General features: G+C 40.5%; 12 protein-coding genes. 1 reads left to right on the top strand and 11 read right to left on the bottom strand.

Annotated elements, in window-relative coordinates; genetic code table 11:
- Positions 1-240 precede the first annotated feature (240 nt).
- A complete protein-coding gene (locus CRO56_RS09420; protein WP_097158354.1) occupies positions 241-1,395 on the top strand; it encodes an MFS transporter in 1,155 nt (384 codons plus the stop codon).
- A 23-nt stretch (positions 1,396-1,418) separates the two neighbouring features.
- On the opposite strand, the gene CRO56_RS09415 is transcribed toward CRO56_RS09420, so the two are convergent.
- The 11 genes from CRO56_RS09415 to CRO56_RS09365 all read right to left on the bottom strand — a co-directional run bounded on the left by CRO56_RS09415 (position 1,419) and on the right by CRO56_RS09365 (position 14,125).
- Entirely contained in the window at positions 1,419-2,921 is a 1,503-nt protein-coding gene (locus CRO56_RS09415; RefSeq protein ID WP_097158353.1) for a class I adenylate-forming enzyme family protein, read from the bottom strand.
- A 294-nt stretch (positions 2,922-3,215) separates the two neighbouring features.
- Complete coding sequence (gene fabG, locus CRO56_RS09410) at positions 3,216-3,956, bottom strand: 3-oxoacyl-ACP reductase FabG (RefSeq protein ID WP_097158352.1); 741 nt, start codon at positions 3,954-3,956, stop codon at positions 3,216-3,218.
- Positions 3,957-3,959: 3 nt separating this feature from the next.
- Positions 3,960-4,862: an intracellular short-chain-length polyhydroxyalkanoate depolymerase gene (gene phaZ, locus CRO56_RS09405; protein WP_245855733.1), complete on the bottom strand. Its 903-nt coding sequence runs from the start codon at positions 4,860-4,862 to the stop codon at positions 3,960-3,962.
- Positions 4,863-4,876: 14 nt separating this feature from the next.
- Positions 4,877-5,884: a 3-oxoacyl-ACP synthase gene (locus CRO56_RS09400; protein ID WP_097158350.1), complete on the bottom strand. Its 1,008-nt coding sequence runs from the start codon at positions 5,882-5,884 to the stop codon at positions 4,877-4,879.
- A gap of 3 nt (positions 5,885-5,887) precedes the next feature.
- Complete coding sequence (locus CRO56_RS09395; protein WP_097158349.1) at positions 5,888-6,067, bottom strand: hypothetical protein; 180 nt, start codon at positions 6,065-6,067, stop codon at positions 5,888-5,890.
- Between the two features lie 12 nt (positions 6,068-6,079).
- Positions 6,080-7,099, bottom strand: coding sequence for a branched-chain amino acid ABC transporter permease (locus CRO56_RS09390; protein WP_097158348.1), 1,020 nt, complete (start codon positions 7,097-7,099; stop codon positions 6,080-6,082).
- 4 nt (positions 7,100-7,103) lie between these two features.
- Positions 7,104-7,973: a branched-chain amino acid ABC transporter permease gene (locus tag CRO56_RS09385; RefSeq protein WP_097158347.1), complete on the bottom strand. Its 870-nt coding sequence runs from the start codon at positions 7,971-7,973 to the stop codon at positions 7,104-7,106.
- A gap of 14 nt (positions 7,974-7,987) precedes the next feature.
- Complete coding sequence (locus CRO56_RS09380; protein WP_097158346.1) at positions 7,988-8,695, bottom strand: ABC transporter ATP-binding protein; 708 nt, start codon at positions 8,693-8,695, stop codon at positions 7,988-7,990.
- Complete coding sequence (locus CRO56_RS09375) at positions 8,679-9,446, bottom strand: ABC transporter ATP-binding protein (protein WP_097158345.1); 768 nt, start codon at positions 9,444-9,446, stop codon at positions 8,679-8,681. The genes CRO56_RS09380 and CRO56_RS09375 overlap by 17 nt, the downstream gene beginning before the upstream one ends.
- Positions 9,447-9,526: 80 nt before the next feature.
- On the bottom strand, positions 9,527-10,780 hold the full coding sequence (locus CRO56_RS09370) for a substrate-binding domain-containing protein (protein ID WP_354237427.1): 1,254 nt from the start codon (positions 10,778-10,780) through the stop codon (positions 9,527-9,529).
- A gap of 123 nt (positions 10,781-10,903) precedes the next feature.
- A complete protein-coding gene (locus CRO56_RS09365; RefSeq protein ID WP_245855730.1) occupies positions 10,904-14,125 on the bottom strand; it encodes an AfsR/SARP family transcriptional regulator in 3,222 nt (1,073 codons plus the stop codon).
- Positions 14,126-14,212: the final 87 nt, after the last annotated feature.

Raw genomic sequence — 14,212 nt, 5'->3', positions numbered from 1 at the left:
AACCGAACTCGGAACCCTGGTAACCGAACTCGGAACCCTGGTAACCGAACTCGGAACCCTGATAACCGTACTCGGAACCCTGGTAACCGTACTCGGAACCCTGATAACCGAACTCGGAACCCTGATAACCGAACTCGGAACCCTGATAACCGAACTCGGGACCCTGATAACCGAACTCAGAACCTACTAACTCGGACCCAGAGGCGTATAGCTATCCAATACTTATTGGTGGTGATCATCATGGTTGAATCCAGGAAAATATTATTTTTTACCGGTGTGGTATTAGTGATGTGTGGTGTATTTGTGGCTTGCAATATCTACACCCTTATTCCGATTTATCCGCATGTATCGGAAAGTCTCGATGTAAAAACACAGCAAGTTGTATTTGGCAGTACCCTTTTTACCTTATTCTACTCTTTTGGTCTTTTAACCTTCGGAGCCATATCGGATGCCTTTGGAAGAAGAATAATCATTATTTTCGGACTCCTGACTTCCGCCATCACGACTCTTTTAGTCGGGTTGTCTCCTACTATTGAGAGTCTCTATCTGTTCAGAGCCATACAGGGATTTTCACTGGCGACTTTTGCTCCTGTTACCTTTACGTATTGCTTTGAAGCCTTTCCTGCAAGATATCGAACTCTTGTCATCTCTCTGATTAATACAGGGTTTTTAGTGGCAGGCATTTTAGGTCAGGTAATTAGCCAGGTTTTTGCGGATATTTCTCACTGGCGGGATACCTATTATTTCTTTGCGATTTCCTATGCAGCATTATTCGTCATGACATTCGTTAGTTTGCCAAAAATTAAAGAAGCCTGCAATCGGGGAGAGCTGCTAAAAACGTATAGGCGCATTGTTCAAAATAAATCATTGCTGAAATGCTATGGAATCGTTTTTACTCTACTGTTTTCGTTTATTGCTTTCTATGATGGATTGAATCATTTTTATAGTGACAACCCAAACGAATTATTTATGCTTCGGGTAACTGGATTATTTGGAGCGATTCTTTCTTTTTTTACGGGAAAAATCCTTGATAAGTGGGGAGATATGAAAACCCTGTATCTCGGTCTTTTTCTAGGAATCACAAGCTTAACCCTTTTGATTTTTGATCCATCTTTTCACATATTGGCAATCGTTTCAATCTTATTGGTTTCGTCCGTTTCTATTCTCGTACCAACCATGATCACTATCATTGGATCGATTGCCGGAAAGGATCGGGCCAAAGCATTATCGATTTATTCTTTCATTTTACTGACAGGTGCAACTGCAGCTTCTCCGATTGCGATTTGGCTTTCCTTCAAAATCACTGTTTTATTATTAATTTTCTTATTTCTGGCCAACCTTTTACTGGGAACCTCTCTTTTTCCAAAAACAAAAAGACAAAGTGCCAGGCTCTGATTAGCTTACACTTTGTCTTTTTGTTATTCACGAACCTTATGAATTCCCATTTCTTTTAGTCTTTTTTTATCGATTTTTCCTACATGGGTTTTCGGCAGCTCTGCTACAATATGATAGGTTTTTGGAATCTTATATTTTCCTAAATATTGCGCACAAAAATCGGTTATCTCCTTATCGTCTAAGCAGGATCCATCTTTTACCACAAGAAATCCGGTTACTTTTTCACCCCAGTACATATCTGGAATACCAACGACAGCTGCTTCCAATATCGATGGGTGTTTAAGTAAACATTGTTCTACTTCTAATGGATACACATTTTCTCCACCGGTAATAATGAGGTCTTTCTTTCTGCCAACTATATAGTAATAGCCTTCCTCATCTTTTTTTGCTAAATCCCCTGTAGCAATCCAGCCGTCGTTTTTTGTTTCAACGGTTGCTTCGAGGTTGTTCCAATATAATTCAAAACCGTGTTTTCCTTTTACCCATAGTTCTCCAATTTCGTTGGCTTTTGCTTCTTTCCCTTCATCATTTATAATTTTGGCGTCATTAAACAGCATCGGCTTTCCAACAGATCCCCTTTTTTCATAAGCCATTTCAGGATCAATATAAAAATTATTAGGACCTGCTTCTGTTAACCCATATCCTTCTTTAAAAAGAATGCCCTTTTCTTTGAACGCATCATAAATTTCTGCTGGACAAGGAGCACCTCCTGAAAGAAATAGCTTCATAGATGGATAGGAATGCTCGGTAAAAACGTGCGAATTAATGAACGACTGATACATCGTTGGTACAAATAATACAATTGTACATTGGTGCTGCTCTAATAATCTCGTTGCTTTTTCAGGAGTAAATAATTGAGCTAGCACCACCTTGCCTCCCATTAAAAGAATGGGGATTGTTAAGGCGTTCAGTCCCCCTGTATGAAACATCGGCAGCACGGTTAACGTTGTATCATCCTTCGTCAAATTCCAGCTTATGATCGTATTCATCGCATTCCAAAGAATCGATTGATGGGAAAGAATAACACCTTTAGGCTTACCTGTTGTTCCTCCGGTATAAATCATCGCTAAAGCATCCCGCTCATGTTGTTCCTCAAATAAAACAGGATGTCGATTCCCGCTTACCATCGATTTATATTGTTCTGTATGTAGAGTGATAACTGAAAATCTCGCGAAATCCGAAATCATCAATGTATAATCTGAATGGCAAAATACGCAGGCGGGTTCTGAATCATTTAGAATCCACTCTATTTCTTCTTTTGCCAATCGCCAATTTAAAGGGACAAAAATCGCATTAAGTTTGATACAAGCAAACAATAGATCTAAATAAGACACATCATTGGGAGAAAGAATAGCCAATCGATCTCCTTTTTTCACTCCCATATTTTGCAGGGAATAGGCCAGACTGTTCGAACGATAGTCTAACTGCTCATACGTATAAACCTGATTGGTTTCTCCATCTATAACAGCGATATTGTCTCCAGAAAGTCTCGCTCTGCTTGTAATCCAATTCAATTCCACCTGCATCTAGTTCCACCTCATTTATCATCCAGTCCGTACCCTAAAGGTATCGAAGCAGAGTTACAAAAGAGTTACATAAGATGTTGGTGGATTAACTAACGCATGAGGAACATAAAACGGAAGAGGATCTAGGAAGTGTCTTTCAAAAAAGAGCTGGGCTGGTATGTTCCTTTAGAGGCTCTTTCATGGACACTTCTTCGTTATTCCCATCCAGTAAAATTCCTTCTCTATATATTACAAACAAAAAGGGCCTAGCCCCGCTAAAGCTGTAGGGTCAGACCACTTAAAAAAATACAACTATTACATAATGATTCCTCCATCAACATGGAGAACTGTTCCATTCACATAATGAGATTCTTCAGAAGCAAGGTAAAGGTATGCATTTGCAATATCGGTTGGTTTTCCGAGTTCCATCGCTGGAATCATTTTTTTCAAAGATTCGATTACTTTTTCAGGAACGGTTTCAACCATTCCTGTTTCGATAAATCCTGGTGCAACGGCATTAACCCGAATTCCTTTTCTCCCCAGTTCTTTGGCCCATGTTTTCGTCATACCTACTACCGCTGCTTTACTGGCTGCATAATTAGTTTGGCCGACATTTCCATAAACTCCAGAGACAGAAGAGGTGTTAATAATTTTCCCATATCCCTTTTCTGCCATAATTGGAACAACAGCCTGGGTACAAAGAAAAACTCCGGTTACATTCACATCTAGAACTCTTTTAAAATCTTCTTCTGTCATTTTGACAAGCAGCGCATCCCGTGTAATTCCTGCATTATTGACTAAAATATCAATCGTTCCATATTCATCAAGGGTGCGCTCTATCAGATGTGTGACACTCTCTTTTTTGCTGACATCCACTTGCACGAATAATGCTTCGTACCCTTCTTCTTTCAGTTTTTGAGCAGCTGTGTTACCTGCTTCTTCTTGAAAATCAGCGAGCACCACCTTTGCCCCTTCTCGCACAAATACATGCGCCGCTTCTAATCCAATCCCATTAGCGGCACCTGTAATAATAGCAACCCGATTTTTTAACCTCATCTATTACACCCCGACTTTCTGTAAAAACCCTTCTATCGCGGAAAGCAATTGATCTGGATCATCAATTAGCGGTGAATGGCCGCAGCCTTTTAACGCAAAAGCTTCTGCTCTTCCGCCAAAGTCCTCTAAAATTTCTTCCGTCATCTGTCTCAAAACAACCATATCCTCTTCTCCATATAAAACGGCAACTGGAATCATAATATCTTTAACTTGGTTCGTTCCTTCTGTTAATCCGTTATATTCAGGGCTGATGTTAAACGTATTTAAAGCATGATACACTTCTGCTAAATTTCTTTGGGTTAACATGTCCTCTAAGTAACGGTCATATCTGTCCCGCTCCGGCTGTTTTTTTCGATAAATGGCAGCATTCCACACTGCCTCGAGGAACCCCTTATTCTTTTCATCATAAGCATTTTGGATCGGGATTGTTCTCACAATATCCTGTTTAATTTCCTCAAGGCTCGTAAATCTTTTATTTACATCTGGGAGACCATCCTCTAAAGCCGCATAGAAAGCATATCCCCTTGTAGAAGCGGAAGCGAGCAGAAGCAACTGAGATATGTAACCCGGATGATCAGCAGCTAGCTGCATTCCGACTGCTCCTCCAGTAGACCAGCCCATACAAATAAAGTTTCTTAATCCAATTTCATCAGCCCACGCTTTTATATCTTCAGAAAAATCGCGAATCGATTCGATTCTCTGATGGTAGCTTGAATGCCCAAAACCTCGCATATCAACCGCATACACTTTAAATTTCGGATCTAGCCTTTCTATGACGATGTCCCAGTGAACCGATGAAGTCATGTTTCCATGAATCAGAACAAACGGAATATCTCCGCCTTCTCTTTCCTGATAAGCGATTCTTTCCCCATTTGGCAGAACCGAATAGTTTATGACCGTTTTCATCTTATCTCCTCCCATTAATTAAACGTTCCCCATTGTACGACTGTGGAAGCCCACGCATACCCAATACCTGCGCTTACCAAAACAATTACGTCACCGTCTTTAATTTTTCCTTCTTGGAGTGCAAGCTCTAACGAGATAATTTGATCCATTTGTCCGATATGTCCAAAATCCTCTAAATATATGGAATGATTTTCACTTAAGCCCAGCTGATCAAGGACGTATTGATGAGCTGAACGCTTCATATGAAGCATAGCAACATAATCAATGTCTTTTTCAGTGAACCCTGATTTCGCGATGGAAGTACGAATCACTTTTAGGAAATTAGCTAACGACTTTTCTTCCAGTCTCGTTTTCATGCTTTCCGGATCTGGAACATCAAACTTATACAGCTTTTCATCAAAACCTTCGTGCAGACGATGCTTCGTCCCGCCAATCGGTACGATAACATCTTCCGAAAAGGAGCCGTCCGTGATAATGGAACCTTCTAGCAGCAAATTACGCTGCATTCCTTTTTTTAGGACAATGGCCGCTCCTCCAGCACCTAAGTTATACATAAAACGGGTTCTTGGATTTTGATAATCTATAAAGTCCTCGTTGCGATAGCCTCCTGCCAACAAGACCGTTTCAATGTTACCAGTCATCATTAAGCTTTTGGCAACCTGTAAAGCCATAACGGTAGTGCCGCAGCGGAGAGCTATATCGAAGGCCCATGCATTTTTCGCACCAATTTCCTCTTGGAGTTTAATACCTGCTGTCCATAAAGGATACTCTTTATACTCTTCACCAATATATATGACAAGATCGATCGATTCTGGATTAATACCTCCCTTTTCCAGTGCAGCCTTGGCGGCCTTAATCCCCATTTCACAGGTATGGTCATCTGATCCTGCAACCGGCTTTTTCTTGATTCCCATCTTCTCTTCTACAACATGAAGAGGGAGGCCGGATTGGTCACTAATTTCTTGACTGGTCATGAAAGTTTCGGGAAGATATACACCGGTACTGACAATTCCGATTGACATACGTTAACTCCCCCCTTTATCTTTAGCCGAATCAAGCATCTGGCACATACAATGATAGGCTTCTTCTAAAGATTCTACGATTCTCTCTTCTCCTTGCTGAACATGAACCACCTTGATTCGTTTCTTTTCCTCATCCACTTTTTGGACTCGGACAATAAAGGAATCTACTATTTTTTCATCCACTACAAACCCTCCTTAAGAAGAAGCCTTATGATTCGCAGATTTTAAGTTTGATTGATTCTTTTCCTTTGAAGCTGATTTTTTTCGAGTCCGAATTTTGTTCCAGGCTCCGACAATTCCTTGCGGGAAGAAGATCACCACCAAAATATAGATAATCCCGAAAATGATGATCCACCGTTCAAAAATCCAATGCACTTTCGCCAATTCAGTCAGCCAATGATGTGTAAATTCAATAATCCCAGAACCAATAATGGCACCTACCAGTGTCCCTACTCCTCCTATAATCGTCATCAGCAAGGCATCCAGTGTAATATCCATAGCAAATACACTTGTGTTAACATATCTAAGGGAAATTCCATATAAGCTACCGGCAAATGCAGCAATTACACCTGCCACCACACTCACAATTATTTTGTATTGGATCACTTGGTAGCCCAATGATTCAATTCGCTGTTCATTTTCACGAATGCCCTGAAGTACCCGGCCAAGCGGAGATTGGGTAAATCGTCTTAAAAATAGATAAATAACTAACATAGAAACTAGGCAAATAAGATAAAAGGTTAGTCGATCTCTTAAGAAATCAGGTACGCGAAAGGTGAAGCCGTCGTTTCCAAATGTGACTGTTCTCCATTTTTCGGCTAAAACGAGAAAGAGTCCAGAAAGTGCAAGAGTAAGCATTGCATAAAAATGACTTTTTAACCGTAATGTTAACAAACCCACAATGTAGCTTACGATAGCAGATACAACAATAGCGGCAAGAATTGATAAGAATAAATAAACGTTTGTCGGTTCAATATGCTTCATAAAAATTCCTGTCATATAGGCGCCAATTCCAAAGAACATCGCATGCCCAAACGAGACGATTCCCGTATAGCCTAATAAGAGATCGTAACTCATCGCAAAAGCAGCAAAAATAAAAACTTGCGTTAAAAGAATCAGTAAACTTCTAGATTCATAGAGGAATGGCCAACAGAAAAGAACAGCTGCTGCCAATACGAAAAACACGATTCCTGGATTTCGTTTCAATACTGCCATACTCTCACCCCTTTGCTCCGAATAAGCCTTGTGGTTTGAAAACTAATACAAGGGCCATAATGATCATATTGACCGCGAGCGAAAGGTCTGGAACAAAATAGGCCATAAAAGCTCCAGCTAATCCAACTAAGATGGCAGCTAAAATCGAGCCAGTAAAATTCCCCATTCCGCCAATCACAACCACAATAAATGCAAGAATCGCGTACTCCATCCCCATTTCCGCATGAATGACACCTGAATAAGGCCCTAACAAAACCCCGCCAAGAGCGGCTAATGCCGCACCCACCATAAATACCCACATAAAAACATTTTGAATATTAATTCCTAAGGCCTGAACCATTTCTTTATTCATGACTCCAGCTCTTACGACTAATCCTATTTTGGTTCGCTTTAAAACAAAGCTGATTAAGACAAAGATTAAAAGTCCAATAGCAATAATGAATAAGCGGTATTTTATCAAAATAATGCCGCCTATCTCCCAGCTTCCTGTTAAAAAACCTGGAGTAGAGGCATGAATTTGATTTGGTCCCCACACAACCTTTAGAGATTCAGAAAGCACCATCATAAATCCAAGCGTAATCAAAATTTGCTGAATATGATTTCCATACACTGGTTTGATAATTAACTTTTCAGTAAATAAACCTAGTAATAATCCGCACAGTATGGCTCCAAGGATTCCGATCCAAAAGCTTGCTGTCTCATTGTAAATCCAAATCCCGGCATAGGCCCCCCAGGCAAATAGTCCGCCATGGGCAAAATTCAAAACATCCATTAGCCCAAAAATTAAAGTGAGGCCTGCAGCGAGTAAGAATATAAGCATCCCGGTTGCCAACCCATTAATCGTCAGGTTTGCTACAACTGATAGCATCTCCATATTTCTGCCTCCCTTTATGCAATCCCTAAATACTTTTTGCGTAAATCTTCATCTTGTTTTAACTGCTCCATCTCACCAGAGTGAACAGTTTTACCGTCATCCATAATAAAGAAGGAATCCCCTATTTGACTGGCCATTAAAAAGTTTTGTTCCACCAGTAAAATGGATGTTTTCTCTTTTATTTGAACTAAAGCTTCCATCACCTTTTCCACTACAATTGGAGCAAGTCCCTTACTCGGCTCATCGATGAGAAGCAAGCGGTTATCATTAACGAAGGCTCTGGCAATCGCGAGCATTTGCTTTTGACCACCGCTCAAATGACCGCCTTCTTTTTTCCAATACTTTTTTAAATCAGGAAACAATTCAAGGACCCATTCAACCCGTGATTTCGTATGATCATTGTTTTTTTGCATAGCAACCTTCATATGTTCCTCAACAGTTAAGAAAGGAAAAATTCCCTGATCCTCTGGGACATAGCCAATTCCTTTTTTAGCAATCTGGAAAGTTTTTAACCCATTTAATCGTTCTCCCACAAATGTGATGACACCTTTAGATGGCGGATAATAGCCCATAATGGTTCGCAATGTTGTCGTTTTCCCTGCACCGTTTCTCCCTAATAAAACAGTAATGTCCCCCTGTTTTACTTCAAGATTAACACCCTGGAGGATGTGATATTGGCCAATAAAGGTTTCTACATTTTCCAAACTAAGCAGTGAACTCATTGTAAAGTCCTCCTAAGTACGCTTGCTGAACCGTTTCATTGTCCATAATTTCCCGAGGATTTCCATCTGCTAATAGGGTTCCGTTATATAATACGGCAATTGAGTCGGACAAATCTAAAATCATATCCATTTTGTGCTCAATGAGAAGAATGGTTTTATCCCCTCTGGCTTTGATCGAGTGAATCACTTCAAGAATCGCTGGCACTTCTTCTAATGACATCCCCGCAGTTGGTTCATCGAGCAATAAAACATCGGTTCCAAGGGCTAGGAGCATAGCAAGCTCAAGCTTTCGTTTCTCACCATGAGCGAGATTTTTTGCCAGTTCCCCTTCTTTTCCCTTCAAAAGGACCAGCTCCAGCAGTTCCATGGCATTTTCTTGAACTGACTTATAAGAAGCGAAATGTCTTAGCATTTGAAATCTGATGCCTGCCTTAGACTGTGAAGCTAATCTGACATTTTCTAAAACAGTTAAATTAGGGAAAACATTGGTTAATTGAAAAGAACGCCCAATTCCTCTTCTAGTTCTAACCGTGGGTGAGAGCTTCGTAATATCGTCTCCATTAAGGAACACTTTACCTTCCGTTGCTTTTAACTGGCCGCTGATTAGATTAAAAAACGTTGTTTTTCCGGCGCCATTTGGACCGATAATCGATTTTAATTCATGTTTTTTTACTTGAAGTGACACTTGGTTAACTGCTTTATGCATGCCAAACTCTATCGAAAGCTCCGTGGTTTCCAAAGCAAAGGTCACGTGAATATTCCCTCCTTAAAAAATGGTGCTAAAAGATGGGGTCTGACCCCTTAATAGAGGTCTGACCCCTTACCTTTTCCTTAATTACGAATTGGAGGAGCCGTTTCTTCCGGACCTAATTCACGAATTAAAACCGGAACTGGATATGGAACTCCTTCCTTCTTCTCTAATCGAATCGCATAAAGAGTTTGCAGAGCCTGATGATCTTCAGGTCTGAACGTCATGGTTCCTTTTGGTGTTTCAAAGCTCATGCCTTCCATGATTTCAATTAGTTTATTTGCGTCCGTGTCTCCTTCAGCTTTCTCAAGAGCTTCGACAATTGCAATCGCAGCACTCATACCGCCTGGAGTGAAAAGATCCGGAACATTTCCGTCAAATCGTTTCTTATGTTCTTCGACAAGCCAATTATTGATTTCATTATCTGGCAATTCATGATAATAAACAGAAAATCCTTCCATACCAACTAACGGTTCCATAAGTGAAAGAGCAGGAATATCAGGTGCACCCGTAGAAATTTTTATTCCTTTTTCTTGAAGTTTCATATCCGCAATTTGCTGCCATGGTGAATTAGCTCCTGCCCAAACGACGAATAAATAATCGGGGTCTGCGTCTACAATCTTTTGAATATTAGCAGTAAAGTCAGTTGCGGCCGGATCTGCATACTCTTCTAGGACAATTTCAGCACCAAGCGCTTCAGCCGCTTCTTTAAAGGCCGCTACCCCATCCCAACCGAATGAATAATCAGGTGCTAATGTGGCAATTTTCACACCTTCTCCAGCAATAGCTGCTGCTCCGGCTACGGCATCCTGTGAAGAGTTTCGAGCCGTTCTGAAAATATATGGATTGAATTCAGAACCTGTGATACTGTCGGCAACAGCCGGTTCTACAATCATAATTTTTTCATATTCTTCTGCTAACCCGATAACTGCCAAAGTGTCACCTGAGCTCGAAGAACCAACCAAGAAATCGACTCCATCTTCTTCAAGAAGTTTTGTTGCCTTCTGAACAGCTACTTCTGGTTTTGTTTCTGTATCTTCAATAATGATTTCTATTTTTCTGCCAGCCACTTCTCCAGTTCCATCTGTAGCGTAATCAATTCCCAGTTCAAATCCTCGTGTTGTTTGCTGACCATAAGATTCTAGAGCACCCGTCATGGATGCAAGGACTCCAATTTTAATTGGTTCCTTTTCTTCCTCTTCTTCAGGAGTCGTATTTCCTCCCTGATCTTTAGGTGTTGGTGACTCTTGCGTTGTGTTAGACGCACAGGCACATGCAATAAACAGGATAAAAACAAACAGCAATGCTAGTTTTGACAATTGAAATAATGATTTCACATAAATCCCCCTTTGTTTAGTTGAATAACTAAAGCACATAAGCTTTGTGTCAAGAGTAAACGAGGGCAGTTACAAATTGGTTACAAGGCAGCATACAAAAGCCGGAAGCATCCTGCTCCCGGCTCAAGTTTGACTGGATTGTATAATAATTTCATACATTTGCTTCGTTGCATCTAACGGCTCTACCCCAAATTCCTTTTGTAATACATCGACACAGCGTTTATACCATTTTAAAGCCTGTGGTCTATTATTTTTCCGATAATAGCTATACATTAATAATCGGTATGCTTCTTCCCAAGTCCTGTCTTTTTGTAAAATCTGTTCACAGCAAAAAATGGCCTGGTCAAAATCCTCTTCCTTCACATGAAGCTGGGCTAATTTTTCTGCTCCTCTTAAATAAAGGGTCAGCAGTCTTTCCCGTTCCTGAATACACCAGTCTTCAAAGCGTCGCTCTGGTATATACTCCCCTTTATAAACTTGGAGACCTCTATGTAAAAATTCCCTTGCTTTCTTTACTTCTTTTTCTTCGAGTCCCGCCTGGATCCAATCTTGAAAATAATCGGTATCTGCCCAAATCTTAGCTTCCGGGTTTAAACCATATGCAGATCCTTGCCTAATCACATAAAAAGGCTGGCTTCTTTTCATTCTCTTTGGCTCTAAAACATTATTTAACGCATTCAGAACCACTTTAAAGTCCCTTGAAGCCCGTTCTGAATCCGAGTCTGGCCAGAGATAAGCTATAATTTCATCCTTTTCAATAACATTAGTGCGATTAGTAATAAAAAGTTCAAATAGCTCCTTCGCTTTTCCCCGTTGCCACTCTTTCTCCTCTACTTCCTGGTCACCGAGAAAAACTTTGAAACTCCCAAGTGTTCTTACCTTTAAGGTATAGCCCGGATGAGAATCCAGATCCTTATACCCCAACCCGCTTAAGATTTTCGTTACATATTCTTTATGAACCCCTAATTTCTGGGCTTCTAAAAGTAGTGGAACAAGTGCCTGGGTGTCCTTGGGACCAAACAACGTCCGGTGATAAAAGACAAATTCATATTCCTTCAGTTCACAAGTCGCAATAAAACTTGAAAGCTGTATTTTTAATGAAGCCTTCTGGTCTGTTTCAAGGGCAACTAAAGCAAGCCAGAGCATGGAAATCATCTCGCCAAATTGATCCTGACATTGAATGAAATGGTTTAGAGCTTTTTCAAAATGGGGATTGGCTTTCGCAAAGTCACGCTCATAATAGGCACAAACCCCAAGCCCAAGTTGGATCAAAGAGCTGAGCCAGACATCCTTTACGTTTTCTGTTTCAAAAAGAGCTTTAGTCCCCATATCTCTTGCCTTTTCGAATTCACCTAAACTGCCATATAAGAGGCATAGACCCATATAGGGCTCAGCTTTACCACGTGAAATATTCATTTGTTCCATCATGTCAAGGGCGGTTTCATAGCACTGAACGGCAAGATTTATATTGTATTCTTCTAAAAGCTGAACGGCATGCCCCATGCGAATCCAGCCACAAGCTTCAACAAATGGGGATTTAGACTGAATCCCTAACTGAATTCCTGCTTGAGCTAGCTCCTTTGAGCGGAGAGCATCTCCCATCATACCTTCCATTAATGATAAAAGCAGAACAGATTCCCGATGAGATTGGGGCAATTTTTTATCAGGGCTCTGTTTCGTTTGTTTTTGTTCCAATAGCTTCTTTGCTTCTAAGAACCTCCCAGTTCTTAAATAAATGCGAGCCAACAAAAGATCTTCCTTTTCTTCTTCCCGAATTACCTTTTCTCCTTTGCTATACCAAACCTCTGCACGTCCTGCTTCCCCAGCATTAATATAGTTCTCTGCCATCATCCAGTATAAATTGCGAGAAGTATCAGCCAATGATTGCTTACTGCTCTCTCTTAGCTGAATGGCTTGATTGAGGATTCTCTCAGCCATTCGCGGCTGAATCGTATCGAGATAAATTTGCGCCCAGCCCTCAAGAGCGAGACATGCCTGTTCGATATCCTTCGCTTGAAGTGCCATCCTTTCAGCTTGAGCATAACATTTTTCCGCAGCTGCATAGCGTGAACGGTAACGCAAAATTTCACCTTCATAAAACCATAACTTATAGTAACGGTCCTTCTCTGAATCAGGCAGATTTTTCAAAAATTCATATAGACTTTCTAATTTGCCCTCCTTCAGCATCTGATCGCCATGTTCCTGTAAAATTGCTGCAACAGCAAAATTCCGTCCTATTTTGTCATAGATCCGGATTGCCTTTTCATAATCCCCATTTCTCTCATAATAGCGGGCACTTCGTTCATGTAAAATCTCGTACTGTTTTGGCTGATTGTTATACAGCTGGCCTTGGAGAAACTCACGAAATAGGGCATGATACTTGTACGTTCCCTGAACGTCGGCATGAAGGAATAGACTCTTTTGCGAAAGCTGGCTAAGCATCGCTTTTGCACCAGTTAGCCCTAACACTTCTTCACATAATTCTGCTGAAATTTCATCATACACAGAGGTCTGCTCCAGAAATTGCTGCAGCATCGGGGGCTGCTTCGTAAAAACTTCTAATGCTAAATATTGAAATAAATCAAGCAGAGACGTTTGGGTGAAATCAATTTTTTTTGACTCAATGTTTTCAAATTTCAGGTTCTCTGCAATCATACTGATGGCAATAACCCATCCTTCCGTTAATCGGTAAATATTTGTTATATCCTCTCTCGTCACATTCAGTTCATGATAATCAACGAGCAGGAGCTCCACTTCCTCGATCGATAGTTTAAGATCGGACTCTCCCATATCTAAAAGTTTCCCATTCACTTTGAGCTTCGTTAGAACTGACCAATTAGGGCGTGATCGTGTAGAAAGAACCAGATGCAAGGAATCTGGGATATGCTCAACCACAAGTTCTACCCATTTTTGGATCAGATATGAACCTTCAGTATGATGAAAATCATCTAATATTAAAATAAGCGGAGAGCCAAGGAGATGAATCTCATTTACAAAAATGGAGGAAAGTGTAAACAGTTCCTCTTCGCGAATGTACCGATCCATTTCCTGTATATATTCCTTTAATTCCTTCCCGAAGGCGGGGAATAGACGTTTAATCGAATAAATAACATGATCGATAAAAGGGAGAATATCATCATCATGAGATGTAATCGTATACCACGAACAAGCTACTTTTTCATCCCGTACATAAAGTGATAATGCCGTACTCTTTCCATATCCCGCTCCAGACGTAAGAATTGTAACCGAATAGTTCGAAATCGCTTTCATTTTCTTAAACAAACTGGCACGGCGAATATAATTAGACCGAACTTGCGGCGGCATTAACTTTGTATGCACAATCATCTGATTTATGACGCTCCCCTCCTTTATACCTAAAAAAAAATATCACTTTTTCACTATTCTATCATAATTCTGTTCACCCTTCTCAAA

It is taken from the genome of Bacillus oleivorans, from assembly GCF_900207585.1.
Lineage (GTDB): Bacteria > Bacillota > Bacilli > Bacillales > JC228 > Bacillus_BF > Bacillus_BF oleivorans.
Note: the sequence above shows the minus strand (reverse complement) of the source record. Positions and strands in the feature narration are given on the sequence as shown.

Coding starts and splice junctions, on each gene's coding strand:
- CRO56_RS09420 (WP_097158354.1), top strand. CDS start 241: ATGGTTGAATCCAGGAAAATATTATTTTTTACCGGTGTGGTATTAGTG.
- CRO56_RS09415 (WP_097158353.1), bottom strand. CDS start 2,921: ATGCAGGTGGAATTGAATTGGATTACAAGCAGAGCGAGACTTTCTGGA.
- fabG (WP_097158352.1), bottom strand. CDS start 3,956: ATGAGGTTAAAAAATCGGGTTGCTATTATTACAGGTGCCGCTAATGGG.
- phaZ (WP_245855733.1), bottom strand. CDS start 4,862: ATGAAAACGGTCATAAACTATTCGGTTCTGCCAAATGGGGAAAGAATC.
- CRO56_RS09400 (WP_097158350.1), bottom strand. CDS start 5,884: ATGTCAATCGGAATTGTCAGTACCGGTGTATATCTTCCCGAAACTTTC.
- CRO56_RS09390 (WP_097158348.1), bottom strand. CDS start 7,099: ATGGCAGTATTGAAACGAAATCCAGGAATCGTGTTTTTCGTATTGGCA.
- CRO56_RS09385 (WP_097158347.1), bottom strand. CDS start 7,973: ATGGAGATGCTATCAGTTGTAGCAAACCTGACGATTAATGGGTTGGCA.
- CRO56_RS09380 (WP_097158346.1), bottom strand. CDS start 8,695: ATGAGTTCACTGCTTAGTTTGGAAAATGTAGAAACCTTTATTGGCCAA.
- CRO56_RS09365 (WP_245855730.1), bottom strand. CDS start 14,125: ATGATTGTGCATACAAAGTTAATGCCGCCGCAAGTTCGGTCTAATTAT.